The following is a 26315-nucleotide window of genomic DNA, read 5'->3' on the forward strand; positions in this document are numbered from 1 at the left end:
AAGAAAGGTGCCCTTGGGCACCTTTCTTGGTCTGAGGCCAGACAATTGGCGCCGGCTGCATAGGCTAGGCAGTGCTGGGATCGACGCCCTGCGATATCCCATACCGGGGCGCCGTCTGGTGAGCGCTAGTACCCGCTCTCGTGGGTATAGCAAGGCGGCGAGGAGGGCAGGGCGTCTTCCTGGTCTTCCTGGTGCAATGCCTCGAGCAGGCGCTGGCGCAGCTCGGGCAGATGGGTGCTGTCGACATCGCGTGCCGCGGTCACCAGCGTCAAGCGGCCACGCCGGGCCAGGCGCATCAGCGGATACAGCCGGTCGGGGTGGTCGCGTAGCTCGCCGCGATAGCGAATCTCGAAGACCCTGGAACTGATCTCCTCGAGCTGATACTGGCGTCGCAGGGCATTGCTGGGTGAGGCCTCCCGGTACCACTCGGTAAGCGCCAGGGACTCGCGGCTGCGTCCTCTGGGCCACAGGCGGTCGACCAGTACTCGGGCGCCGTCGTCGGGCTCGGGCGCCTGGTAGACGCCCTTGAACACGATGTCGTAGCTCATCGAGCTCCTCCTTGCTGTTCGTTCAGCGCCTCCCTGGCACTTTGCTGCCAGGGCCCGTCAAGCGAAGCCGCACGCCTGAGCGCTTCTCGAGCCCCTTCGTCATCTCCTTGGGACGCCAGGGTGAGACCCAGGTTCAACCAGGCCGGCGCCAGCGACGGATCCTTGGCGACAGCGCTGCGCCAGGCGTCGATGGCCGCGTCAGGCTGGCCCGCCGCATGGTAGGCGTTGGCCAGCGCGAAGTGCCCCATGGCCTCCTCGGGAAAGCGATCGACCAGGGCTTGCCAGGCCGGCAGGCTTTGCTCTGGCCCCTGGACCCGTTCGAAGTCCGAGGTGGCCTGGATGGCCGCCTCCGGTGCAATCGTCACCGGCAGCTCTCCTGGCGTCAGTGCCACGAAGGCCCAGCGCTCGGAACGTTGCCAGGTGGCGTCGAAACGCCCGAAATCGGTGGCATCCTGACGGGTGACGCCGGTGCGTAGCAATACCTCTTCGCTCTCGAGATCGTAGCCGTTGACCACCGCGAAGTGCCACAGCGGGAAGGCCGGCAGCGACAGGTTCTGCAGTACCACCACCGCGCGGCCGGCATCGACCTCTTCGAGCAGCGAGGCGAAGCGTGGCGCCAGAGTGAACGGGATTCGCCCGTGCCGGCGACTGGCGGCCAGCATCTCGGGCTGGAAGCTGCCCTTGCGACTGGGCACGTAGATTTCGGGGATCAGTTGATCGACGCCGACGTCGACCCCTGCATGGTTGAGCACCATGGCCAGTGTGGCCGGGCCGCACTGGTAGTCACGCTGGGGGTGAAAGGGGACGTCTTCGAGGAGCTGGCGTTGGGGCAGCGTAGCGGTGACGCTGTGGTCCAGTTCGGGGGCGCTGGCACAGGCTGTGAGCCACATCACCAACGAAAGAGCGCCCGCCAGGCGGGCGCTCGAGACGAATGAGCGCATCACGCGCATGTCCTTAGCGGGTGAACGGGTAGACGTCGGTCAGACCCAGGATGTCGGTGACCAGCAGGATGACGAAGACCGCGAACAGCACGCCAATGACGCTGGCGCCGGCGGGCATCTGGTCGAGCTGGTCGGCCATCTGCTGAGCTTCGGCGTCGGACAGGGCGGCTACGCGGTCCTCGACCTCTCCGGGATCGACGCCCTGGAGTTCGAGTTGCTGGCGTACGTCATCGCGGGCCAGTACCTGATGGATGCGTTCTCGGGCGTCCTGGCTCTGCTGGGAGGCCAGCACGTCGTTGGTCGAGGCCAGCGGGACCGAGGTGGCGGCCCCGGCGCTGGCGGCACCCAGGGTGAGGCACAGCATCAGAACAGTACACAGCAAGCGGCGCAGTCGTGAAGTCATGGGGGCTTCCTTGTTGATGGTGTCGGGAATTGTTCGATCCTTGGTGATGGCGACATGCATCCAGTGGCATCCTGCCCGCCGGATGCGTTGGCGACAACAGGAGTATAACGAAGGTGGTACAGGAATTTCATGCAGGTTGTTGGTTTCTCTAGCCCAGGCGGATGCAATTGCGTCCTTGATGCTTGGCCTGGTAGAGCGCCTGGTCGGCCCGCCGGTACAGGGTGGAGAAGTCGTCATCGGCGTGGCTTGAGACGGCGATGCCGATACTGACCGTAAGGTTGGCGCCGGCCGCCGGTTGGGTCAGGTCGAAGTGCTCGGTTTCGTGGCGAATTCGCTCGCCGACGGTTTCGGCGTTGCGGGCGTCCGCCTGGGGCATCAGCAGGGCGAACTCGTCGCCCCCCAGACGCGCCGCCAGATCGCTGCGCCTGGCCACGCGCTTGAGCATCTCGCCGAAGGACTTCAATACCTTGTCGCCGGTGGGGTGGCCGTAGCCGTCATTGATGCGTTTGAAGTTGTCCAGATCCAGCAGCATCAGCGCCACTGGACTATCCGCCGGGCGCCGAAGGGCCAGCAGGTGGGGGGCCTGGTCGAGCCACTGGCGACGATTGTAGAGCTGGGTGAGGTCGTCGGTCATCGCCAGATAGCGCAGCGCGTTGCTGTGGCGTTCCAGGCGCAGCAGGGCGACAAACAGCACCGTGCCGACCATCAGTACCAGTGCCGTCAGGATGGTGGCCACCAATGCCAGGCGTCGATCGAGCTTGCGCTGGTGCGACTCGGTCTCCATCAGATAGATGGCCAGCTCATCGATGGTCGAAGCGAGCCCCGGCAAGGTGTCGGCGATGTCTGCGGTGGTGTCGGAGAGAGGCGAAGGAGCGATCAGGTTGATCGAGTGCTCGGCACGTTGCAGGTAGCCGACCACGCTGTCCCGCTGGGAGGTGGGCAGTCGCGTGGCGGTGCCCGCCAGCGTCCGCAGACGGTGTTGGAGGGTATCGGCCACTTGCGTGAGCTCGTGAGCCCGGGGCGAGTTGTCGATGCCGGCAAACTGCTTGAGTGAAGCGATGCTCGCCACATTTTCCTGAGACCGTGCCGTTTCGATGATGAGGGCATCGCGGACAACGCCCATGGGCTGGCGCACCTGGCTCAGGTAGCCGAGCAACAGCAGGGCGCTGGCGGTCGAAAGCAAGGTGACGCCGGCGGCCAGAACCAGCGGGAAGACACGGGTCATGATGGGGGCACTCGCGGTCGCTGGCGACCAGACGCGCTGGGCGCCCAAGGGGTAATGATGCAGGTGCTTGCCCTATTCTATGCGCAGAGTACCCGCAGTGCGGGGTCATACCCCCATTGGCCAGGCTGACCTATCCCATCCTGGCGTCACAGGGTGACGCCAGGCCACATCATGCGAGAGCAAGGAAGATGAATCGTCGGCTACGGCGCCACGCGATAGGACCAGGCCATTTCTGCCAGCAGTCCACGACCGCCAGCGAGGGTCAGCGCCAGGTCCTGAATGCCCTGTTCCAGCGGCAGGTCCGCTGCGCCCTTGATCGACAGGTCCAGGCGTTGGGCGAACATCAGAAGCTTGTGCAGACGCTTGAGTGGCAGGCGACGGATGGCTTCCTGGTAGGCGGGGCGCCGACGGTCGAAGATCGGAGGCTTCTGGGCCTTGCAGGCGTGCTCGAAGCTCTGGCCCTGGTCCAGGTGCTGATGCAGCGACAGCAGGGTGCGAATCTCGCGGGTCAGGGCCCACAGGATGATCGGTGGCTCGGTACCCTCGGCGGCCAGTCCCGCGAGGATACGCAGGACGCGCTCGCGCTCGGCTTTCAGGCAGGCATCGACCAGAGTGAAGACGTCGTAGCGGGCGCTGTTCTCGACCCCGCCGGCGACGTCACGGGGGGATACCTGGGCGCCGGGAGGAAGCATCAAGGCCAGCTTCTGCAGTTCCTGGTCGGCGGCCAGAAGGTTGCCCTCGGTGCGCTCACCCAGCAGCCGGGCGGCGTCCAGTGACATCGACAGACCGTGGCGCTGGGCGCGGTCCCTCAGCCAGAAACCCAGCCGGGAAGGGTCGACCGGCCACACCGGAACGAACAGCCCCAGCTTGTCGAGCGCCTTGAACCAGGCGCTCTTCTGCTCGCGGGCGTCGAGCTTGGCGCAGCTGACCAGCAGGATGTTGTCGCTGCCCTGTGCCTGTTCGGCGTACTCCTTGAGCGCCTTGCCGCCTTCCTGGCCCGGCTTGGCGCTGCCCAGACGCAGCTCGATCAACTTGCGCGAGGCGAACAGCGACAGGCTCGCCGCGGACTCGGTGAGGCGGCCCCAGGCGAAGTTGGCCTCGACGTGGAGCACCTCACGTTCCTCGACGCCCGACTCGCGCGCACGTGCCCGGACCTGATCGCAGGCCTCCATGTGCTGCAGAGGCTCATCACCGGCGACGATGATGACAGGGGGTACGGACTTGGAAAGAGCGTCCGGCAGCTTGTCGGCAAAGACCTTCATGGGTGAATCAGGCTTCCTCGATGGCGCGCAGTCGGTCGATCATCTGGCGTACGGCCTCGCGGCGGGCATTTTCCAGGGCATCCGTGCGCAGCTCATCCTGGGACAGCAGGTTGTCGTCGGTGATCGAGAACTCCTCGAGCACCTCCACCGCCTGGCGATCGGCCAGGTAGGCGCCATCGCTTGCACGCTGGATCGAGTAGGGAATCCGCAGCACCAGTTGCTGGTCCTGAGAGCCGGTATCGAGCACGCCGACCTGACGGATGCTGACGTCTTCGCCACCCAGGTTGAGACGCAGCGACGCGGTCTCGTCGACGCGGGTGCCAAGGCTTTCCAGACGCTTGGTCAACTGCTCGGCGAAGGGGGTGTCGGCACCGTCGAGCGCCAGGCTGTCCAGGGACAGCACCTCGCCGCCGACGCCGCGCAGGTGGAAGCCGCAGCCCGCGAGCAGCAGGGCGGCGCCGGAGGCCAGGGTCAGACCAAGGAAGTGACGACGCTGCATGGGAACTCCTTGTCCAGCGTGAGGGAAAAACCGAAGGCACAGCCCTCGGCATCATGTCCTGGTATTACCGACAGACTGAAGCGGCGGGCGTGAGACGCCCGCCGCGAGCTGTCAGTTGGCTACGATGTTGACCAGCTTGCCCGGCACCACGATCACCTTGCGCAGGGTCTTGCCGTCGGTATGGCGCTGGACGTTGTCGTTGGCCAGTGCCAGCGCTTCGACGGCGGCCTTGTCGGCGTCGGCGGGCACCTCGAGGCGCGCGCGCAGCTTGCCGTTGACCTGCACCACCAGCTCGATGCTGTCGCGCGCCAGGGCGCTTTCGTCGAACGCCGGCCAGGTGGCATCGATGACCGCGCCGTCATGGCCCAGTGAGCGCCACAGTGCGTGGCAGGCGTGAGGCGTGATCGGTGCCAGCAGCAGCACGCAGGCCTCGATCGCCTCGCGGCTGACCGCCAGGCCCTGAGGGCTGGTATCGCCGAACTTGGCGATGGCGTTGGTCAGCTCCATCACCGCGGCGATGGCGGTATTGAAGGTGGTGCGGCGGCCGATGTCGTCGCCGGCCTTCTTGATCGTCTCGTGGGTCTTGCGGCGCAGTTCGCGCTGGGCGTCGTCGAGCGAGGCGATGGCGGCGGCATCCAGCGCTGCCGGCGTACCGGCCTCCAGATGCTCGGCGACCAGACGCCACAGCCGCTTGAGGAAGCGGTGGGCGCCCTCGACGCCGGAGTCGGACCACTCCAGTGACTGCTCCGGGGGCGCGGCGAACATCATGAACAGGCGCACGGTGTCGGCACCGAAGCGATCGATCATGGCCTGGGGGTCGACGCCGTTGTTCTTGGACTTCGACATCTTCTCGATGCCGCCCATCTCCACCGGCTGGCCATCGCTGATCAGGGTGGCGCTGAGCGGGCGTCCCTTGTCGTCACGCTTGACCTCGACGTCGGCGGGGTTGAACCACTCCTTGCCGCCGTTGGCCTCGGGGCGGTAGAAGGTCTCGGCGATCACCATGCCCTGGGTCAGCAGGCGCTGGAACGGCTCGTCGGAGTCGACCAGGCCGAAGTCGCGCATCAGCTTGTGGAAGAAGCGGGCGTAGAGCAGGTGGAGGATGGCGTGCTCGATGCCACCGATGTACAGATCCACCGGCAGCCAGTAGTTGGCACGCTCATCCAGCATGGCCTCCGGGTTGTCGGCGCAGCAGAAGCGCGCGTAGTACCAGGAGGACTCCATGAAGGTATCGAAGGTGTCGGTCTCGCGGGTCCAGCCATCGCCCAGATCGCTGAACGCCGGCATCTTCTTGAGCGGCGAGCCGGAAGCGTCCACGGTGACCTCCAGCGGCAGCGCCACCGGCAGCTCGTCGTCGGTGAGCGGCACGGTCTGGCCCTCGGGGCCGTACTTGACCGGAATCGGCGCGCCCCAGTAGCGCTGGCGGGCCACGCCCCAGTCGCGCAGGCGGTAGTTGGTCTTGACCTCGCCGTGGCCGTCGCGCTCGAGGCGGCTGGCGATGGCGTCGAAGGCCGCCTGGAAGTCGAGGCCGTCAAACTCGCCGGAGTTGATCAGGCTGCCGTGCTCGACCCAGGCGCCCTGGGACAGGTCCGGGGCCTGGCCATCGGCGTCGGCGATCACCGCGCGGATCGGGAGTTCATACTTGGTGGCGAACTCCCAGTCACGCTGGTCGTGGCCGGGCACCGCCATCACCGCACCGGTGCCGTATTCCATCAACACGAAGTTGGCGACATACACCGGCACACGGTCGCCGGTCAGCGGGTGGATGGCCTCGAAGCCGGTGGCCATGCCGCGTTTTTCCATGGTCGCAAGCTCGGCTTCCGAGGTGCCGCCGTGGGAGCACTCCTCGAGGAAGGCGGCGAGTTCGGGCTTGCCCTCGGCGGCCTTGATCGCCAGCGGGTGGCCGGCGGCCACCGCCACGTAGGTCACCCCCATCAGGGTGTCGGGGCGGGTGGTGTAGACTCTGAGCGGCTCGTCGCCATCGACGTCGAAGGCCAGCTCGACCCCCTTGGACTTGCCGATCCAGTTGCGCTGCATGGTCTTGACCTGCTCGGGCCACTCGACCTTGTCCAGATCCGCCAGCAGCTCATCGGCGTAGTCGGTGATCTTCAAGAACCACAGCGGGATTTCCTTGCGCTCCACCGGCGCACCGGAGCGCCAGCCACAGCCGTCGATGACCTGCTCGTTGGCCAGTACGGTCTGATCCACCGGGTCCCAGTTGACGGTGGACATCTTCTTGTAGACCAGGCCTTTTTCCACCAGCTTGGTGAAGAACCACTGCTCCCAGCGGTAATAGTCGCTGTCGCAGGTGGCGAACTCACGATCCCAGTCATAGGCAAAGCCCAGCGCCTTGAGCTGGGCACGCATGTAGTCGATGTTCTCGTAGGTCCACTTGGCCGGCGGTACCTGGTTCTTGATCGCGGCGTTTTCCGCCGGCATGCCGAAAGCGTCCCAGCCCATCGGCTGCATCACGTTCTTGCCCTGCATGCGCTGGAAGCGGCTGACCACGTCGCCGATGGTGTAGTTGCGTACATGCCCCATGTGCAGCTTGCCGCTGGGGTAGGGGAACATCGACAGGCAGTAGAATTTCTCGCGATCCTGATCCTCGATCGCCTTGAAACACTGGTTTTCATTCCAGAACTGCTGGGCGTCGTGTTCGATTTCGTGGGGCTTGTACTGGGCGTCCATCGCGGTCTTCGAGTACCTTGCAATCAAGGCGCGCCCAAGGCGGCGCGCAGGGTATGGGTATCGTCCGGCGGCAGGGTTGTGCAGAATCAAGGTTGATGCGGCCCTGTCACCGGCGCGGCAATGATGCCCGCAAGGATACCCCAGCAGCCCGGGGTCCGGCTATGGTGGGCCGCCAGTGTTCCGTTCGGGTTACCCCGAGCGGTCCTTGTCTGCATCAAGGAGGACACCGTCATGAGTGATCAACATTCTTCGTCCGGCGAACATCGTCTGCGCGACGGCTATGAGCGGGTACTGGCCCGGCTCAAGGAAGGGGCCGAGGACCTCACCTGGGACAACCTGCAGAAGGATCTCGATGACGCCGTGGAGTTCGAGGCGGAGCTCGAGGAGTACACCAAGGACGAACTGGCGCTGCTCAGGGCCTGGGTCGAACGTGATCTCAAGGACATGCGCCGCTACCTGGCTGCCGGCGGCGAGGGCGTGGCCAGCTGGCTCGGCATCGACCTGACCATCCTGTCGCGCAAGGTGGTCGACTCGCTTTTGTCGATCGCCGATCGCAGCGTGATCGAGCGCGAGCAGCTCGAGGACGACCTCGAGGCCTCCCGTGCCGACTACACCGCCGGCGAACTGGCGGCGCCGGGACGCATGTCCTGCGTGCACTGCGACGCCGTGGTCGAACTGCACGGGGTCAAGCGCATCGAGCCCTGCCATCAGTGCGGCCATCGCTACTTTGGGCGTGTCGGCTGACGTCCGCCGACCGCGCTGTCGGCGCAATATCAGGTGGCAATCGTCTGGCGTGCGGCTCAGGCCGAGACGGCCTGGGCCAGACAGGCGATCGCCACCAGCACCAGCGCCGACATGACCAGAGCGTAGTGTAGATTGTGCTTCATCATGCGATAGCCACTGATCCCGTAGCGCCCCTGCAGTGACAGGTTGATGCCCGACAGCGGGCCGACGGCGGTGCCCACGCCCCAGGACGCCAGGGCGACGAAACCGAACAGGGTCTGGTGGGGGCCATCCAGATCCAGCATCGAGGCCAGCACCGAGATGCCGATGATCGGGTGCAACCCGGCGATGGCACTGGCAACGATGGCCACATAACTCAGCATGGCGGGCCCCACGCCAAAGTCGGCAAATAGTGTCCAGTCACCGTTGGTGGCGGCGGCGACCAGGATCGAGAGTCCCTTGGTCAGAAGTCCCGCACACAGAAACAGGGTGATTTCGCCGCGCATGCCCGGCAGTCGGTAGTGAAGGTGGCGAATAAGGCGTTCTCGGGTCGCTGCAGCGCCCCTGGCCAGGTTGGCGGCCAGCGCCAGCATCGGCATCAGGAAGGTGATGATGCTGACGATGGTCAGAGACGGTGTGATGACGTAGTGAAACACCATCACCAGTCCGGCCACGCTGGCCGGCATCAGCAGACTGCGGGGGGACAGTGAAAAGCCAGGGACCTCGCTGACGTCGAAGCGGCGTGACAGTTCGAACACGCTGTAGAGGCCGCCGGCAAAGGCCAGCGGCAGTCCGGCGGCCAGCACCGTGGTGTATTCAAGCGATGGAGCCAGGGAGACCGCCACGCCCATGGCGGCGAAGAACGGCGACCACATGGCGGCGCTGGAAAGCCCTCGGTTGAGCCCCAGTAGTTGAACCTCGAGCAGACGACCGCGGCGCTCCAGGCGATCGCCGACCATGAAGACCGCGGACAGGTTGAGGATGGCCCCGAGCAGCTGCACCCCCAGCCAGGTCCCGGCCAGACCTCGGCGCCCGGTCACCGGTTCGCTGTTCGGTGGCCCCTCCGAGGGGCGCCCGATCAAGGCGATAAAGCTCACCCCTACCAGCATGGCCACCACGAAGGCGTTTCCATCGAGCAAGGTGGTGATGTCGGGGGTGGCGTCGAAGCCCACCACCGCCAACACCAGAAAGGCAAGCCCCAGCACCGCCAGCACGCCGGCCTGCCACTGATTGCGCCGGGGAATGTCCGGCCACATCAGCAGGCTGGCGGCCCACAAGGGCAGGCTGACGCTCCAGCTCGGCAGCCCGTCGAGGCCCAGGCCCGCGATCTGCGTCAGCAGGCCCGCCAACGTCAGTGCGCCGGCCAGACGGTGTCGCGGTGGAGGGAGAGGCATGCGAGTCATACAGACGTCCCTGTGGTGGTGCGCTCAAGGCGAGGCGGGGTTTGCCACGGCTTCCTGGTCGAGGCATTCGAGCAGCGAGCGGGCGGCGTTGGACAGGGTGCGGTCGCGGTGCACCAGGTAGCCGAGCGGGCGCTGTATGGCAGGCTCCTCGAGGGCCAGCCGGACCAGTCTTTCGCTGGCGATGTCCCGCTCGACCATGGGGTCGGGCAACAGACTCCAGCCAAGCCCGGCCGAGGCCATCATCTTGAGGGTTTCCAGATAGTTGGTCGACTGTCCCACCCGCGGCGCCAGACCGTGCCTGGCCAGCCGCTCGAGGATCAGCTGGCGGGTGAAGGTCAGTGGCCCCGGCAACAGGGCGTCATGCTCGCACAGGGTCGCCAGGGTTACGCGGCTCTCCCGGGCGAGCGGATGCTCCGGGGCGGCAACGAAGGTCATGTCGTCGACCCACACTCTGGTGGCGCGAAGCTGAGGGTCGGGGTGGGCCGACAGGGTCACCAGGGCCACCTCGATATCGCCGTCCAGCACGCCCTGGTAGGCCTGCTCGGAGTCGAGAAAGCGCAGGTCGAGGCGCACCTCCGGGTAGCGCTTGACGTAGCTGCCCAGCACCGGCGGCAGCCGGTGCAGGCCGATATGATGGCTGGTGGCCAGGGTCAGCTCTCCGCTGACCTCGTCGCTCAGGTTGCTCAGGGCCCGGCGGCTGTCGTCGACCATGACCAGGATCTGGCGTGCCCGCGGCAGCAGCAGCCGCCCGGCTTCGGTCAGACTGACGCGGCGGCCGATACGGTCGAACAGGCGGGCGCGCGTCAGCGCCTCCAGGCTGGCGATACGCTTGCTGACGGCCGGCTGGGTGAGGTGCAGCTGCTCCGCCGCGCGGGAGAAGCTGCCGCTGTCGGCCACGGCGAGAAAGGCCTGCAGGCTCTGGGTATCCATGGCAGTGCTCCCGGGGCGGATGACGAGGGAAAGTGGCGACGATTTGCCGGGTAATGATGCATTCCACTTGGGAATCGTTTGAATAAATAACATGAATTGATTTTATTGGCGAGTGGCGCGACACTCGACCTATCCCATCCCCGGGCAAGGCCCGCGGGACCGGCAAACGACCGTTTTCGATCAATCGAGAGGGGCGGCTTCAGAACGACCGACAGGCCCACCGCCAGCGTGGCGCCTGGAGCCAAGCCCCCGGAGGAGACACCGCATGGCAGGCCAGACACTCTACGACAAGTTGTGGCGACAGCACCTGGTCAAGGAGCGCGATGATGGCACCGCGCTGATCTATATCGATCGTCAACTGCTGCACGAGGTGACCTCGCCCCAGGCCTTTGAAGGTCTGCGTCTGGCCGGGCGCAAGCCGTGGCGGCTGGACGCCAACCTGGCGACCCCGGACCACAACGTGCCGACCACCGTGAAGGAACGTTCCGAGGGCAACAGCGGGATCAAGGATCCGGTATCACTGATCCAGGTGCAGACGCTTGATGATAACTGCGAGGCCTTCGGTATCGAGGAGTTTCGCATCAATGACCCGCGCCAGGGCATCGTCCACGTGGTCGGCCCCGAGCAGGGTGCGACGCTGCCTGGCATGACCGTGGTGTGTGGTGACTCCCATACCGCTACTCACGGCGCCTTTGCCGCCTTGGCCCATGGCATCGGCACCTCCGAGGTCGAGCACGTGCTGGCCACCCAGTGTCTGCTGGCGCAGAAGATGAAGAACATGCAGGTTCGGGTCGAAGGCGAGCTGGGCGAGGGCGTCACCGCCAAGGACGTTGTATTGGCGATCATCGGCGAGATCGGTACCGCCGGTGGCACCGGCTACGCCATCGAGTTTGCCGGCAGCGCCATCGAAAGCCTGTCGATGGAAGGTCGCATGACGGTGTGCAACATGGCCATCGAGGCCGGAGCCCGGGTCGGCCTGATCGCGGTGGACGACACCACCATCGAGTATCTGGCCGAGCGCCCCTTTGCTCCCAGCGGCGAGCAGTGGGACGCCGCCGTGGCCGACTGGCGCGAGCTGGTCTCCGATGCCGACGCCGTGTTCGATAAGGTGGTGACGCTGGACGCTGCGTCCATCGAGCCTCAGGTCAGCTGGGGCACCAGCCCCGAGATGGTCACCGGCGTCAGCGGTGAGGTCCCGGATCCCGCCGAGGCCGATGACGACACCGCGCGCACCGGCATCACCCGGGCGCTTGAGTACATGGGGCTGTCACCGCGCCAGAAGATCACCGATATCCGCCTCGACAAGGTGTTCATCGGGTCCTGCACCAACTCACGCATCGAAGATCTGCGTGAGGCGGCCAAGGTGGCCCGTGGTCGCAAGGTCGCCGACAGCATCCAGCTGGCGATGGTCGTCCCGGGCTCCGGTCTGGTGAAGCGTCAGGCCGAGGAGGAAGGGCTCCACAAGGTGTTCATCGAGGCCGGCTTCGAGTGGCGTGAGCCCGGCTGCTCCATGTGTCTGGCGATGAACGCCGACAAGCTCGGTGCCGGCGAGCACTGCGCCTCCACCTCCAACCGCAACTTCGAGGGGCGTCAGGGTTACGGTGGTCGCACCCACCTGGTCAGCCCTGCCATGGCCGCCGCTGCCGCCATCGCCGGCCACTTCGTCGATGTGCGCCAGTTTGATTCCACCACCGCTCGCCAGGAGGCCTGAGCCATGCAAAAGTTCGAACGCCTCGAGGGTCTGGTCGCGCCGATGGATCGGGCCAACGTCGACACCGACCTGATCATCCCCAAGCAGTTTCTGAAGTCGATCAAGCGTACCGGCTTCGGCGTCAACCTGTTCGATGAACTGCGCTACCTCGACGAGGGTCAGCCCGGTCAGGATGTCAGCCAGCGCCCGTTGAACCCGGATTTCGTACTCAATCTGCCGCGTTATCAGGGTGCCCAGGTGCTGCTGGCACGGCGCAACTTCGGCTGCGGCAGTTCCCGTGAGCACGCGCCCTGGGCGCTGGAGGACTTTGGCTTCCGCGCGGTCATCGCGCCGAGTTTCGCCGATATCTTCTACAACAACGCCTTCAAGAACGGCATCCTGCTGATTACTCTCCCCGAAGAGCAGGTCGACCGGCTGTTCGCCGAGGTCGAGGCCAACGAGGGCTACCGTCTCGATATCGATCTCGAGCACCAGCGTGTGGTGACCCCCGGCGGCGAGATCCTCGAGTTCGAGGTGGACGCCTTCCGCAAGCACTGCCTGCTCGAAGGCCTCGACGATATCGGCATCACCCTCAAGGACGAGGCCGCCATCGCCGATTTCGAGGCGCGTCATCGCACCGCTCGCCCTTGGCTGTTCCGCGAGCCGGCCAAGGCGTAGACCTGTCTCTCATCGACAGCTGGCCCCGCCCGATGGCGGGGCTTACGATTCTCTCGATCTTCATCTTTCTGCCAGCTTTCAGGAACCCCATCTCATGACCCGCAAGATTCTTGTCCTTCCCGGTGACGGCATCGGCCCCGAGATCACCGCCCAGGCCAGCCGCGTGCTCGAGGCGCTCAAGGCCAAGGGGCTCGACGTGGACGTGGAGGAAGCGCTGGTAGGCGGCGGCGCCTATGACGTCCACGGCGTCCCCTTGCCCGAGGAGACCCTGGCCAAGGCGCGTGCGGCGGACGCCATCCTGCTGGGGGCCGTAGGCGGCCCCCAGTGGGACACCATCGAGGACCTTTCCAAGCGACCCGAGAAGGGGCTTCTGGGGCTGCGCAAGGAGCTGGGGCTGTTTGGCAACCTGCGCCCGGCGATCCTCTATCCGCAGCTGGCGGAGGCCTCGACCCTCAAGCCCGAGGTGGTGTCCGGGCTCGATATCATGATCGTGCGCGAGCTGACCGGCGGTATCTACTTCGGCCAGCCCCGCGGCGTCGAGGAGCGTGACGGTGAGCGCGTCGGCTTCAACACCTACGTCTACAGCGAGAGCGAGATCGAGCGCATCGGCCGGGTGGCCTTCGAGATGGCGCGCAAGCGTGACAAGAAGCTTTGCAGCGTCGATAAGGCCAACGTGCTGGAGGTCACCATCCTGTGGCGCGAGGTGATGGAGCGCCTGTCCGCCGAGTACCCGGACGTGGAACTGTCGCACATGTACGTGGACAACGCCGCCATGCAGCTGGTGCGCGCGCCCAAGCAGTTCGACGTGGTGGTGACCGGCAACATGTTCGGCGACATCCTGTCCGACGCCGCCGCCATGCTGACCGGCTCCATCGGCATGCTGCCGTCGGCCTCGCTCAACGAAGGCGGCCAGGGCATGTACGAGCCTTGCCACGGCAGCGCCCCGGATATCGCTGGCCAGGGTGTCGCCAATCCGCTGGCCACCATCCTCTCGGTGGCGATGATGCTGCGCTATTCGCTCAACGAGCCAGCCATGGCCGAGCGCATCGAGGCTGCGGTGGGCAAGGTGCTGGATCAGGGCCTGCGCACCGCCGACATCGCCTATCCGGGCACCCGCCAGGTGTCCACCAGTGAGATGGGGGATGCGGTGCTGGCGGCGCTTTAACGCCTTTGTTAGTGGTGCTGGCGCCCGGCAATCGGGCGTCGCCCATCCTGACTGTGCCGGTGGCATCTGAAAGGTGCTGCCGGTTTCTGTATAATGATTGCCTCACTCGATTTCTGGAGGACTTCACATGTTGAAAGTCGGTTTCGTCGGTTGGCGTGGCATGGTGGGTTCCGTGCTCATGCAGCGGATGGTGGAAGATGGAGATTTCAACGGCATCGAGCCGGTCTTCTTCACCACCTCCCAGGTCGGTCAGGCCGGCCCCGACGTGGGTGTGGACGTGCCTCCGCTGAAGGACGCCTTCGACATCGAGGCGCTCAAGGCGCTGGACGTGATCATCACCTGCCAGGGCGGCGACTACACCAAGAAGGTCTATGAAGACCTGCGCGGTGCCGGCTGGAAGGGCTACTGGATCGACGCTGCCAGCACCCTGCGCATGAGCGATGACGCCACCATCGTGCTCGACCCGGTCAACCGCAAGGTGATCGACGCTCAGCTCGACGCCGGTGCGCGCACCTTCGTCGGCGGCAACTGCACCGTCAGCCTGATGCTGATGGGCCTCGGAGGGTTGTTCGAGGCGGACATGATCGAGTGGATGACCTCCATGACGTATCAGGCCGCATCCGGCTCCGGCGCCAAGCACATGCGCGAGCTGCTCAACCAGATGGGCGGCCTGCGTGACAGCGTGGCAAGCGAGCTCAAGGATCCGGCCAGCGCCATCCTCGACATCGACCGCAAGGTCACCGAGGCGATGCGTACTGGCGCCATCCCCACCGACAACTTCGGTGCGCCGCTCGCCGGCAGCCTGCTGCCGTGGATCGATTCCAAGCTTGATAACGGTCAGAGTCGCGAGGAATGGAAGGGCTACGTCGAGACCAACAAGATTCTCGGTCGCCAGGACAGCCCGGTCCCCATCGACGGTCTGTGCGTGCGTATCGGCGCCATGCGCTCTCACAGTCAGGCGTTCACCATCAAGCTCAAGCAGGATGTGCCGCTCGACGAGATCGAGGAGCGTATCGCCAGCCACAACGAGTGGGTCAAGGTCATCCCCAATGACAAGGACGCCACCATCGATGGGCTGACACCGACCGCCGCCACCGGCACCCTGAGCATCCCGGTGGGTCGTCTGCGCAAGCTGAACATGGGCGGTGAGTACCTCAGCGCCTTCAGCGTCGGTGACCAGCTTTTGTGGGGAGCCGCCGAGCCGCTCAAGCGCATGCTCAAGGTACTGCGCGAGCGCTAAGGCAAAGCACTATCGGTTCGTCGGGGCGCCTTTTGGGCGCCCCGACGTCGTTCAGGGCCTCTGATGTGCGGGCCCATCGCGTTATCTACATGATCGATCAGCACCGGAGCAGGGCGCTTGGGCAAGACCACCGTTCGTTCATTCGTCAGGCGATTGCGCAGACGGCCGGATGGGCCAGACGTTGCCAATCCCTGGCGCAAGAAACCATTGGCCGACAACCTGACGGCCTACCTCGAGCTGATGCTGGAACACACCTGGGAAACGACCGCCGCTGGCCGGCCCAGACTGCTGCTGGTGGCCGAAGCACTGGGCTTCAAGGGCGGTGGCGAGACCGGAATCCCATTGTCGAGCCCAGCACTACTGCGTTCTTGTAAGCATCCCTTTATCGAGACGCTGAAACCGCACCTCGCCCTGGTACCGGAGGGCGGCAGCGAAGCCACTGCCACCATCGCCTGGGAGTGCTTCGCACGTCTTGGGCTGACGCCGCTGGTGTGGAACGCCTTTCCCTTCCACCCCCATCAAATAGCGCGGACGCACAGCAATCGGGCGCCACGTGTAGCAGAGCTGCACGAAGGCATCGACTGGCTCAGGCGGCTGGATCAGCTGGTCGCTAGCCACTCGACGCCGACGATGGTGGCTGGGGTAGGGAGAAAGGGCACCCTGGCCGCCCAGGCTGCCTTTCCCGAGCGCGAGGTCGTCGCCCTGCGTCACCCTTCCTACGGCGGCAAGGCCGAGTTCGAGCGCGGCCTCAGGCTGCTGATGAGTCGGCTGGATACTGCCGACCATGCTCGCTAGAAAGCGCTCCCGAAGCGGACCGCTCGGTTGACCTGCTTGCAGGGCGTGGTCTAACTGTGTGTCAGTCACAATTCGAAAGGTCGATGAGCCAAGGCACTTCTGGTTCACGCCTTAGATATCGGCAGGGATCGTCGTATCCTCCAGCAGAGTGCGCAAATCCTCGTTGATCGTTGGAGCCATCTCGCTATCGAGAGAGGTCTGCGCCGTTATCGGCGAGGGACTCGGATCATCGGCCAAGATGGGAGTGATGGCGAGGTCAGTGAGTTTGCCAGCGCTCTCGCTGTCATCGAGTAGCTCGGCGATATCGAGTGGCTCGGCGATATCGAGTGACTCGGCTGCGGGAGTGTCCTGGTTTGATCGTCCCTTCACCGGCGAGTCATCGTTGATGCGCACGAGCAGCTCACCCAGGGCGCTGTCGCCGTCGCTGTCGGTGATCCGGTAGCCAAAGCTCAGATCCAGATTGTCCTCGATATTGACCCCACCATGGTCCAGCGGGCGAGCCAGGGTGACGCGGTAGGTACCGTCCTCCACGTCCAGCAGCTCGACGTGAAGTGCTGTCCTGCCATCGGCGTCGAGTCCGGTCAGCTGCTTGCCCTCAGCGCCTGGCTGCCAGTCGATCCTTGTGCCACCGGACCGGATATCAGGAAGGTTGTGGGTTTCCCAGACAACGTCGCCGGCGCCGTCGTCTCCAAAGTCGTAGCCGAGGTTGCCCATGGCGACGGTTGCTTCGCCGGGTATGTCGCCGATTCCACCGGGCTCGCCCCCCGGCAGGCCATCCTCATCGAGCAAGGCAAGTGGCGATGAGGTTGCAAGGTCACCATCACTCAAGGGCGTCGTTGGGCGATCGTCAGACAGTAGTGCTGCATTGACGCTGATGCGACCCTCGCTTGCCACGCTATCGCCATCACCATCGGTGGTGACAATCTGAAAGACCAGCTCTGTGTCCGAGGTGATGTTGGGGCTCGCGTCCAGGGTGAAACTGCCGTCCGAGTTGACCGTCAGGCTCCCCTGTGGAGTAAAGATGCGTTGATCCAGGTCGAATTCGGTGGTGCTGCCGGCCAGGGTCACCTTGGTGGTATCGACGCCATCGGCGCCACCGCGCTGGCGCCAGAAGCCGGTCACGTTGTCGCCAGCGTCCACGGCGACGGGTGAATCGATGGTATTTGTCGGGGAGTCATCGTCAACCACGATGCCTACCCTGGCAGATGCCTGATTGTTCTGGCTGTCGCGAATGGTGTACTTGACCGAAAAGGCCAGGTCATCCTCGTTACCTGTGATGGGATGATCCAGTGGTGCGCGCAGGGCAAGGCGATAGGCCCCGGTATCGATATCGGTAACGGTCAGGTGCAAGACGGTCTGGCCGTCCAGGGTCCTGGCTGCCAGGGTCTTGCCGCTGGGTGATACAACATAGTGTAGCGCTTCGCCCTGGGACGACAGGCTCGGCAGGCCGCTGGACGACCACGAGAAGGGCGCGAAATCTGCCGCTCCCAGGCTGCCAAAGCTGTAGGGGATGGTGCCGGTGACCACCGTCGCAGACCCACCAAGGTCGCTCGGGCCTTCGAGATTACCGCCGGGAAGCCCATCCTCATCCACGCTGGCGACCGTGCTGATATCGTCGCCTTCCTCTAACGAGGGCGACAGGATGGTCGCGGCAACGAAACTATCCAAGCCAGACTTCATGGTAAAAATCCTTGCCGGTAAGTGATGAAGGGTGTTTGCAGGGAATCCGACGCTCTGGCGAATATGAAGAGTATGCTGAAGGAAGAATCCCCGCACCCAGTCGTCTGCTTCTATCCTCATGGAAAGGGGTGGCTATTGGTTCGGGGAGGGATGCTTTGGTAGTAATGCAATCAGTGGTATAGGCAGACGTCAGAAGCAAAAATGTCAAGAATGAGAGGTTTTTATGTCATTGTCGTAAGAGGGATCGATAGCGACGGGTGTGACAATGTACTAGAGGAAAAAGCATCGATCTCGTACATCGCTCCTTGTCTTGAAGATCGAAAGCCGGAGGCTGCTGGCTACATTCAACGCGGTCATGCCCAGACCCGAGGAGAAATCGATTGCGGCCGTGTCGAAGAAGCGGAGGTTGCTTCTGCTCTGGGGGTGCGAATTGGAGAGCTACGTCTGAATCCTGAAGACCGAGGTTATTCACCTGAATCCGTTCGCCACGATGGAACCGTCGCAGCGGGCTTGCCTCCAGTGCACCCATGGTGACAACCACGAACGCCTCAGGCGGAAACGAAAAGCCTGAACCCTGTACACAACAGGACTCAGGCTTTGAGCGCCGGCTGAATGAGATGGCCAGCCATTGTGGGTCTGGTCATACTTGTCGACGCTATTTTCAGTTCTTTCCAATGCTTGCCATCGGGTTGTTGTCAGTGGGTGGGCGGCGGGCCGCCCACCCCGTTTTCCCTCCGTTGCCCTAGTTGACCTTCAACTGGCCATCGTCGAGCAGGTTCTGCAGGAAGGTGTCCCCATCTGCTCCCATCTGAACGCCGATCAGAACGACCACCTGGTCAGCGTTTCCGCCTCCGGCGGCGAGGTTACCCTCGCTGCTGATGGACAGCACGGTGTCGTCTCCGTCCTGGTTGGCCTGCAGGTAGTCTGCGAGGTTGTTCTCGTCGGCACCCTGGAGAAGGTCGGCAAGATCGAGCCGATCGGCATCGGCATCGACGCCAAACTCACCGACGGTGAAGTCGGTCACGGTATCCCGTGCCGGCGTGGCCGAGCTACCGGCATCATCCAACCCCCAGGCAAAGACATCGGCTCCGGCACCGCCGGTCAACTGATCGTTATCGCCACCACCGATCAGCAGATCGCTATCACTCCCACCGAGTAGCACATCGTTTCCGCTTCCGCCGATCAGAATGTCGTCGCCCGCCCCACCGGATAGCTGATCGTCACCACCATCGCTGCGCGATCCGCTGGCCAAGGCATCGACATTGTCCCGGATAAAGGCGGCCGTCTCATCCCTGGTGGGCTCGGCGCCATTCTGCGTGGTCAGGTAGTCGACCAGTCCGGCAAAGCCACTTCCGCTCTCTCCTCCGACACCCGCCGGGTTGATCTCGTCGCCAAAAATTACGTCGTCGCCAGCACCGCCCGCCAGAACGTCATCGCCGAGATCCGCCGGCTGATCGAAGGACGAGCCACCGTCCAGCGCCGTTGCAAACTCCTCGGCGGTGTTGATTATGGATACCTCACCGGCCGGCACAAGCTGGTCGTCTGTGTAGCTTTGAAGATCGAGTGAGATATCCTGCACGTACAAGGTGAAGAACTCCCCTCTAGCGTTCTCCACCTCGAACTGTAGCCTATAGGTGCCTCCTTCCAGCCCGTTGGCCACAATCTGAGTAGTGCTATTGTTGATATTACCCGAGCGAAATCTTAACCCCGTGGCAACGGCATTCCAGCCTCCCTCATCATTTTGCGTCTGCAGCGCCCAGGAGAAGTTGTCGTTTATATTTCCTTCCTGTTCCAGGTCGTTTGCGGTGTCGGTCACGAAGTTAAATGACACGCTATAGAACTGGTTGACACCGGCAGGTTCATTCACGACGAAAGCGTCACTGGTGACGATCGTGCTGCCATCACCTGTGCCATTGTCCCGAATGCGTAGATAGGTGCCGATCGAGGTGCTTTCGATGGTTACTCCACCATCGGCAGTCTGCAACGCCCAATTATCGATGGATGCGAGCCTTCCTGTATCTCCTGTATCGAATGACGCAAGAAATTCCGCACTGCCTACCGATGTGCCGGCATCCAGGGGAATGGGCACCATTTTCAACTCATCATTCGAGGTGTTGTCGAAAATCTTCAGCACCTCAAGATTGGTGTCGTCGCCTACCCCGATCGCCTCCACCCGACTGATGGCTGCCAACGGCTGGTATCCTTCGATTGAATTGACAATATCTTTCAGAGTGGTGATATTCCCTGCATCAGATACACCAATATTACCATTATCATTATGAGATACAGGGTCTCCATCTGTCATGAAGTAGGCAACGTTGTTGAAACCTTCTTGACTAACAGTCGTCATCCAGTCGTTAGCGACATTAAACGCTTGCTCATAATTGGTTGAACTAATAACCACTCGACTATCGAGAAATTCATTGACGTCATCCAAGTCCTCTACTGATAGATCATTAAAATCTATCGAAGGAGAAAACTTTCCACCAAACGTCACGATCTGGGCATTGATCGTCCCTTCGAAAGAAGCCAGTTCGGTAAGCTGGGCTCGTAGCGCTTCGATAGCCACCTTGAAGCGTGATTGCCCGTTTTCCAACATTTCTCCCATGCTTGGTGAAACGTCGAGAATAAAGGACACATTGTAGTTCTGCGCAGGTTCGAGCACGGTATGGGTACCGCCGGCATCACCGAGAATGACGTCGTCACCATTGCCACCGGTGGTGCTGTCATCGCCGCTGCCGCCGACGAGTAGCTGGTCACCATCCGGCAAAGCCAGCGCCAGAGTACCGTCGGCTGTATCGCCGTCGTTATCCGTTACGGCCAGTGGCAATGCCAGTGTCGGTGCATCCTCCGCTTCGGCGTAGACAAAGTCCCCTACAGAAAATGGCCGGGTGCCATCCAAACCACGATACTCGATCGCTTCAAAAGCCTCGCTGGTCGTAAGCACCAGCTGAGCACCGACGGGAATGCTTCTCACGTTGATGGTACCATCGGCATTTTCCTCAATCGTCACCGACGAGGTGATGTCATTGCCGGCACTATCCAGGAAGCGAACATCGCTCCTAGAAAGGTCCAGCACCTGACCGCTGACGGCAACCGGATGTCCGCTCGTGTCGGTGCCATCAGCAGCTGAAGAAATGGCCCTGATCTCGATATCGGCAAAAGTTGCTTCTGTATTGATAAACTGGCGGATATAGGTAATTCCGCGATGGTTATCCCAGCTTGCTTCGGTGTTGGTAAAACGGAGGTTGTCAACGAAATCGAGTCGAACCGACTCGTTGAAGCCCGTCAGGTCATCGTGGCCCGCAGCCAGCTGTGTATCCCCGTCAGTTCGCAGCCAGGACGCATGAGGCCCATTGTAAGTCCAGGCGGATGCCACAACATCGGCTGCTCCCTCGGTTCCCTCAAAGCCGACGAAGCGATGCCCGGATCCGGAACCATTGTCTCCGAACTCAACCACAATGTGTTTGCTACCGTCACTGATTTGCGTGCTGGTACCGTCAAATGCTCGGATTCCATCATCGAGGACCTCTACCTCGTAGGTAGAACCATCCGCCGCCAAACTCACCTCGAACGCCACGTCACCTCCAGCGGTCTTGGCCTGCAGCGTCTTGCCATTACCGTTCAATTGGTAGGTCAGGCTCTCGCCATTAGACGTGAGCAGCATCCCGCCACTGGCACTCTTGACCTCCGCCCCGTTCAGTCCGGCACCAAATTGCACGGACTTGATGCCATCGGCTCCCGCAATATCGCCAAAGTTGACTGTGCCTGAGGCCAGCAGCCCATCCTGGGCATCGGATGCATGGGGCGTATCGTCATCGACCACCACCGAAAGGAAGCCATTTGCCTGGCTGCCATCGGCATCGGTAATAGTGTAGCCAGCGAAGAAACCGAGATCGTTCTCGCCATTGCCCGGGGAGTGCTCGAGCGGCTGGTGCAGCGTCACCTGATAGGTGCCCGAGGCCTGGTCGGTCAGGGTGATGGTGATTACCTGCTCGGTGCCGCCACTACCATCGCTGGCAAAACCGACAATGGTGCTGCCAGCGTTGCCAAGCGTGAACGTTATCGCACGACCATCCGCGGTCTCGAGATCGGATGGCAGGCCGGCAAGACGCCAGGTGAAGGCACCGTTGGCTGCAGGACCATCGGTGCCAAAGCTGTATCCTAAGGTGCCACTGGCGACGGTGTTCTCGCCTGCCACGTCACCGACGCCACCGGCGATGCCGCCAGGCAGGCCATCTTCGTCAACGACAGCAGTGGGGTTGGTGGTGGTTGGGTCACCATCGCTATCGGGGGTGGTGGGACCAGTGCCGCCATCGGCGACTGCGACATTGAGGCTACCGCCGACCGTGCTGCCGTCGCCGTCGGTGGCGGTATAGTCGATAGTGGCGTTGCCGACGAAGCCGGGATTGGGCGTGAAGGTCAGGCTTCCGTCCGGGTTGACTGCGACGGTACCGACGGTCGCGCCACCCTGAACGGTGGCACCGGTTAGCGCGCCTTGACCATCGGCGCCGAACTGGTCGTTACCGAGCACATCGACGGTGACGGTGCCATCGTTGTCGGTGGTGGCGCTGTCAGCGTTGGCCACCGGCGTGTCGTCATCGACCGTGATATCGATACTGCCGGAGGCGCTGTCACCGACGCTGTCGGTGATGGTGTAGCCGACGCTGAAGTTGATGTCGCTCTCGACACCGGGGTGGGAATGATCCAGTGGCTTGGCCAGCACCACCTTGTAGTTGCCGTTGGCAACGTCGGTGAGCTGGACGGAGATGACACGGTTACCCGTGTTGTCAAAGCCGACCAGCGAACGACCATTGCCGCTCAGCGACCAGGTGACCGGGCTGCCGCCGGAGGTCAGGGCGGGGAGGCCAGTGGTGTTCCAGCTAAAGCTGCCAGGGCCGTCGCTGCCAAAATCGTAGCCCAGTGAGCCGGTGGCCGCAGTCCGTTCGCCGGCCACGTCATTGATGCCACCGGCGATGCCGCCAGGCAGGCCGTCTTCGTCGAGTACCGCCTTGGGAGGCGCCGTATTCGGATCTCCGTCGGTCTCCGGCGTGGAGGGGCCGGTGCCGCCATCGGCGACTGCGACATTGAGGCTACCGCCGACCGCGCTGCCGTCACCGTCGGTGGCGGTATAGTCGATGGTGGCGTTGCCGACGAAGCCGGGGTTGGGCGTGAAGGTCAGGGTGCCGTCGGGGTTGACGGCGACGCTACCGACGCCCGCGCCGCCCTGGACGGTGGCGTTGGTGATGCCGCCGGGGCCATCGGCGCCGAACTGGTCGTTGCCGAGCACGTCGACGGTGACGGAACCGTCGTTGTCGGTGGTAGCGATGTCGGCGTTGGCCACCGGCGTGTCGTCATCGACCGTGATATCGATACTGCCCGAGGCGCTGTCACCGACGCCGTCGGTGATGGTGTAGCCGACACTGAAGTTGATGTCGCTCTCGACACTGGGGTTGGAATGATCCAGCGGTTTGGCCAGTACCACCTTGTAGATGCCGTTGGCAACGTCGGTGAGCTGGACGGAAATGACACGCTCACCTGTGTTGTCAAAGCCGACCAGCGAACGACCATTGCCGCTCAGCGACCAGATGACCGGGCTGCCGCCGGAGGTCAGGACGGGGAGGCCGGCGGTGTTCCAGCTAAAGCTGCCGGGGCCATCGCTGCCAAAGTCGTAGCCCAGTGAGCCGACCGCCGCGATCCGTTCGCCGGCCACGTCATTGATGCCACCGGCGATGCCGCCAGGCAGGCCGTCTTCGTCGAGTACCGCCTTGGGAGGCGCCGTATTCGGATCTCCGTCGGTCTCCGGCGTGGTGGGGCCAGTGCCGCCATCATTCACCTGGACGCTGAGGCTGCCGTTGACAGCGCTGCCGTCACCGTCGGTGGCGGTATAGTCGATGTTGGCATTGCCGACGAAGTTCGGGTGGGGGACGAACGTCAGGGTGCCGTCGGGGTTGACGGTGACGGTACCGACACCCGCGCCGCCCTGGACGGTGGCGTTGGTGATGCCGCCGGGGCCATCGGCGCCGAACTGGTCGTTGCCGAGCACATCGACGGTGACGGAGCCGTCGTTGTCGGTGGTGGCGACGTCGGCGTTGGTCACTGGCGTGTCGTCATCGACGGTAATGGCGATAGTGCCCGAGGCGCTGTCACCGACGCCGTCGGTGATGGTGTAGCCGACGCTGAAGTTGATGTCGCTCTCGACACTGGGGTTGGAATGATCCAGCGGTTTGGCCAGCACCACCTTGTAGATGCCGTTGGCAACGTCGGTGAGCTGGACGGAAATGACACGTTCACCCGCGTTGTTGAAGCCGACCAGCGAACGACCATTGCCGCTCAGCGACCAGGTGACCGGGCTGCCGCCGGAGGTCAGCACGGGGAGGCCGGCGGTATTCCAGGTAAAGCTGCCGCGGCCGTCGCTGCCAAAGTCGTAGCCCAGCGAGCCGATCGCCGCGAGCCGTTCACCAGCCACGTCATTGATGCCACCGGCGATGCCGCCAGGCAGGCCGTCCTCGTCGAGAACCGCTTTTGGCGGGGTGGTGTCGGGATTGCCATCGGTTTCCGGCGTGGTGGGGCCTGTGCCTGTGCCACCGCCGTCCGCGACCCCGACACTGAGATTGCCGGTAACGGTGCTGCCATCGCCATCGGTGGCGGTGTAGTCAATCGTGGCGTTTCCGGTAAAGCCAGGGTTGGGAACAAAGGTCAGGGTGCCGTCAGGGTTGATGGTGGCGGTGCCAACATCCGGGCCGCCCTGGACGGTGACACTGGTGAGCTCGCCGGGGCCATCGGCGCCAAAGTTGTCGTTGTCCAGTACGTCAACCGTGATGGGTCCGCTGTTGTCGCCTGCGGCGGCATCGTCGCCCGGCACTGGCATGTCGTCATCCACGGTAACGCGGAGGATGCCCTGCGCACTGTCGCCGTCGGCGTCGGTGATGGTGTAGCCGACGCTGAAGTTGATGTCGCTCTCGACATCGGCTCGGGGGTGATCCAGCGGCTTGAACAGGTCGACCCGGTAGGTGCCGGCGGCAAGATCGCTCAGTTCAATCGAGAGGACCTGCTGTCCGCTGGCGCTGGTGCCAAGAAGAGAGCGTCCGTCTGCGCTGAGTGCCCAGCTGACCAGGCTGCCCTGGGAGGTCAGTACCGGCAGGCCGGCGGTGCTCCAGGTGAAGCCGCCAGGGCCGTCATCGCCGAAGTCATAGCGTAGCCGGCCGGTGGCGATGGTGCGTTCGCCCGGGTAGTCATTGATGCCACCGGCGATGCCGCCGGGAAGGCCATCTTCATCGACCACCGCCTTGGGCGATACGGTGGCAGAATTGCCATCCGTCTCGGGGGTGGTGGGACCTATCCCATTGCCGCCGGAGATGACGATGTGGGCACTGGAACTGAAGCTGTCACCGTCGCCATCCTTGGTGGTGATGTTGAAATCGAGTGCGCCACTGGCATCGTTGTCGGCGCTGAAACTCCAGGTGCCGTTGGGGTTGACGGTCAAGATGCCCTTGCCGGTATCGATCGGGGTGCCGAGCGGATACTCGTTGTCGTCGGCCTGGAGGTTGACGACGGTATCGGCGACGCCGTCGGCCCCGCCTTGCTGTGACCAGGTACCGGTGACGGTATCGCCGGCTTCCAGGCTCGAGGGCGCGATAACGGTGGTGGTCGGCGAGTCATCGTCGATATCCACGCCCAGGCGTGCAGTGGCGCTATCACCATCACCATCGGTGATGGTGTAGTAGACCGAAAAGATCAGGTTGTTCTCGATGGTTGCGTCGGGATGATCGATCGGGCCGAGCAGCGAGACGCTGTAGCTGCCTGAGGCAAGATCGGTCAGCCTGACCTGAAGTAGGGGGGTGCCATCGCTGGTGGAGGCGGACAAGGTCCGGCCGCTTGTGGAAACCTGATAGGAAAGGGCCTCGCCGCCAGATGTCAGTGAAGGAAGGCCGGTGGTTTCCCAGCGAAAGGGGTGGGTCGCGGCTGGGCCGTTGGCACCGAAATTATAGCCCAGGGTGCCGGTTGCCACGGTGTCCTGGCCAGCCGCATCCTGTGGGCCGCCAGGAATACCATTGGGCAAGCCATCTTCATCCAGCAGCGCCAGGGCGGTGACCTGGGTGGTGCTGTCCTGCGCCAGCAGTGTGGCGACAGTGGACTGATTCAATGATGAATCGGTGTTGAAGTTCATTGGGTAATTCCTTGCATGAATGCCATTAGGGAAGGCGGGGCTTGTTAAACGTATGCAAGGAAAAAAGAGGGCGACATTGTCCTCATGGACGAGTGTGTGGGAATCAGAGTAGAGCGAGTCAGGGGAGCACACATCAGCAATTTGAGCTGACTTCTACAAGAGTTTTTGACCTTTTTTGCCAAAAAGTTTTTTTCCTTACATGGGTGTTTATCGGTCACGAGGGCGCTGGAATATGCACCACTGTTCATTGTAATGCCGGTCGTTGTTACGCAGGT

The 26315-nt window shown here is 63.5% G+C and carries 17 protein-coding genes; 6 read left to right on the forward strand and 11 right to left on the reverse strand.

The genetic code is table 11. The features are described 5' to 3' along the window. Positions 1-125: 125 nt before the first annotated feature. From NFH97_RS17315 to leuS, 7 genes are all read right to left on the reverse strand, one after another. Positions 126-548 carry a DUF488 domain-containing protein gene (locus NFH97_RS17315; protein ID WP_349625231.1) on the reverse strand — a complete coding sequence of 141 codons (423 nt, stop codon included), beginning with the start codon at positions 546-548 and terminating at the stop codon, positions 126-128. Then, positions 545-1489: a PA2778 family cysteine peptidase gene (locus NFH97_RS17320; RefSeq protein WP_240184229.1), complete on the reverse strand. Its 945-nt coding sequence runs from the start codon at positions 1487-1489 to the stop codon at positions 545-547. Before NFH97_RS17320 ends, NFH97_RS17315 begins: the two co-directional genes overlap by 4 nt. A gap of 13 nt (positions 1490-1502) precedes the next feature. After that, on the reverse strand, positions 1503-1892 hold the full coding sequence (locus NFH97_RS17325) for a PA2779 family protein (protein ID WP_045992681.1): 390 nt from the start codon (positions 1890-1892) through the stop codon (positions 1503-1505). Between the two features lie 148 nt (positions 1893-2040). After that, complete coding sequence (locus tag NFH97_RS17330; RefSeq protein ID WP_213227176.1) at positions 2041-3117, reverse strand: GGDEF domain-containing protein; 1077 nt, start codon at positions 3115-3117, stop codon at positions 2041-2043. A 200-nt stretch (positions 3118-3317) separates the two neighbouring features. Beyond that, entirely contained in the window at positions 3318-4379 is a 1062-nt protein-coding gene (gene holA, locus NFH97_RS17335) for a DNA polymerase III subunit delta (RefSeq protein ID WP_045992656.1), read from the reverse strand. A gap of 7 nt (positions 4380-4386) precedes the next feature. Beyond that, a complete protein-coding gene (locus NFH97_RS17340; protein WP_253551926.1) occupies positions 4387-4878 on the reverse strand; it encodes an LPS-assembly lipoprotein LptE in 492 nt (163 codons plus the stop codon). Between the two features lie 111 nt (positions 4879-4989). Then, positions 4990-7566 (reverse strand): leucine--tRNA ligase, encoded by a 2577-nt coding sequence (gene leuS, locus NFH97_RS17345; RefSeq protein WP_124803680.1) that lies wholly within the window; start codon positions 7564-7566, stop codon positions 4990-4992. Between the two features lie 231 nt (positions 7567-7797). On the opposite strand from leuS, the gene NFH97_RS17350 reads away from it, so the two are divergent. Further along, entirely contained in the window at positions 7798-8310 is a 513-nt protein-coding gene (locus tag NFH97_RS17350; RefSeq protein ID WP_045992653.1) for a zinc ribbon-containing protein, read from the forward strand. 56 nt (positions 8311-8366) lie between these two features. Here the strand turns inward: NFH97_RS17350 and NFH97_RS17355 are convergent, their stop codons facing one another. Both NFH97_RS17355 and NFH97_RS17360 read right to left on the reverse strand, forming a co-directional pair. Next, complete coding sequence (locus tag NFH97_RS17355) at positions 8367-9692, reverse strand: hypothetical protein (protein ID WP_502878701.1); 1326 nt, start codon at positions 9690-9692, stop codon at positions 8367-8369. Positions 9693-9716: 24 nt separating this feature from the next. Beyond that, positions 9717-10622: a LysR family transcriptional regulator gene (locus tag NFH97_RS17360; RefSeq protein WP_124803678.1), complete on the reverse strand. Its 906-nt coding sequence runs from the start codon at positions 10620-10622 to the stop codon at positions 9717-9719. 265 nt (positions 10623-10887) lie between these two features. Between NFH97_RS17360 and leuC the strand changes: the two genes are divergently transcribed. From leuC to NFH97_RS17385, 5 genes are all read left to right on the forward strand, one after another. Further along, positions 10888-12333, forward strand: a complete 1446-nt coding sequence (gene leuC, locus NFH97_RS17365) for a 3-isopropylmalate dehydratase large subunit (RefSeq protein WP_045992651.1) — start codon at positions 10888-10890, stop codon at positions 12331-12333. A 3-nt stretch (positions 12334-12336) separates the two neighbouring features. Further along, positions 12337-12990, forward strand: a complete 654-nt coding sequence (gene leuD / locus NFH97_RS17370; protein ID WP_253028620.1) for a 3-isopropylmalate dehydratase small subunit — start codon at positions 12337-12339, stop codon at positions 12988-12990. A gap of 94 nt (positions 12991-13084) precedes the next feature. Continuing rightward, entirely contained in the window at positions 13085-14155 is a 1071-nt protein-coding gene (gene leuB, locus NFH97_RS17375; RefSeq protein WP_348826581.1) for a 3-isopropylmalate dehydrogenase, read from the forward strand. A 127-nt stretch (positions 14156-14282) separates the two neighbouring features. After that, complete coding sequence (asd, locus tag NFH97_RS17380) at positions 14283-15395, forward strand: aspartate-semialdehyde dehydrogenase (RefSeq protein WP_045992648.1); 1113 nt, start codon at positions 14283-14285, stop codon at positions 15393-15395. Positions 15396-15602: 207 nt separating this feature from the next. Continuing rightward, positions 15603-16190, forward strand: a complete 588-nt coding sequence (locus NFH97_RS17385; protein ID WP_349625232.1) for a uracil-DNA glycosylase — start codon at positions 15603-15605, stop codon at positions 16188-16190. Positions 16191-16301: 111 nt separating this feature from the next. Here the strand turns inward: NFH97_RS17385 and NFH97_RS17390 are convergent, their stop codons facing one another. Together NFH97_RS17390 and NFH97_RS17395 are read right to left on the reverse strand one after the other, a co-directional pair. Then, a complete protein-coding gene (locus tag NFH97_RS17390; RefSeq protein ID WP_349625233.1) occupies positions 16302-17870 on the reverse strand; it encodes a hypothetical protein in 1569 nt (522 codons plus the stop codon). A gap of 742 nt (positions 17871-18612) precedes the next feature. Further along, positions 18613-26040 (reverse strand): beta strand repeat-containing protein, encoded by a 7428-nt coding sequence (locus NFH97_RS17395; RefSeq protein ID WP_349625234.1) that lies wholly within the window; start codon positions 26038-26040, stop codon positions 18613-18615. Positions 26041-26315 lie beyond the last annotated feature (275 nt).

The sequence above is a fragment of the Halomonas sp. SCS19 genome, from assembly GCF_040147015.1.
Lineage (GTDB): Bacteria > Pseudomonadota > Gammaproteobacteria > Pseudomonadales > Halomonadaceae > Halomonas > Halomonas litopenaei.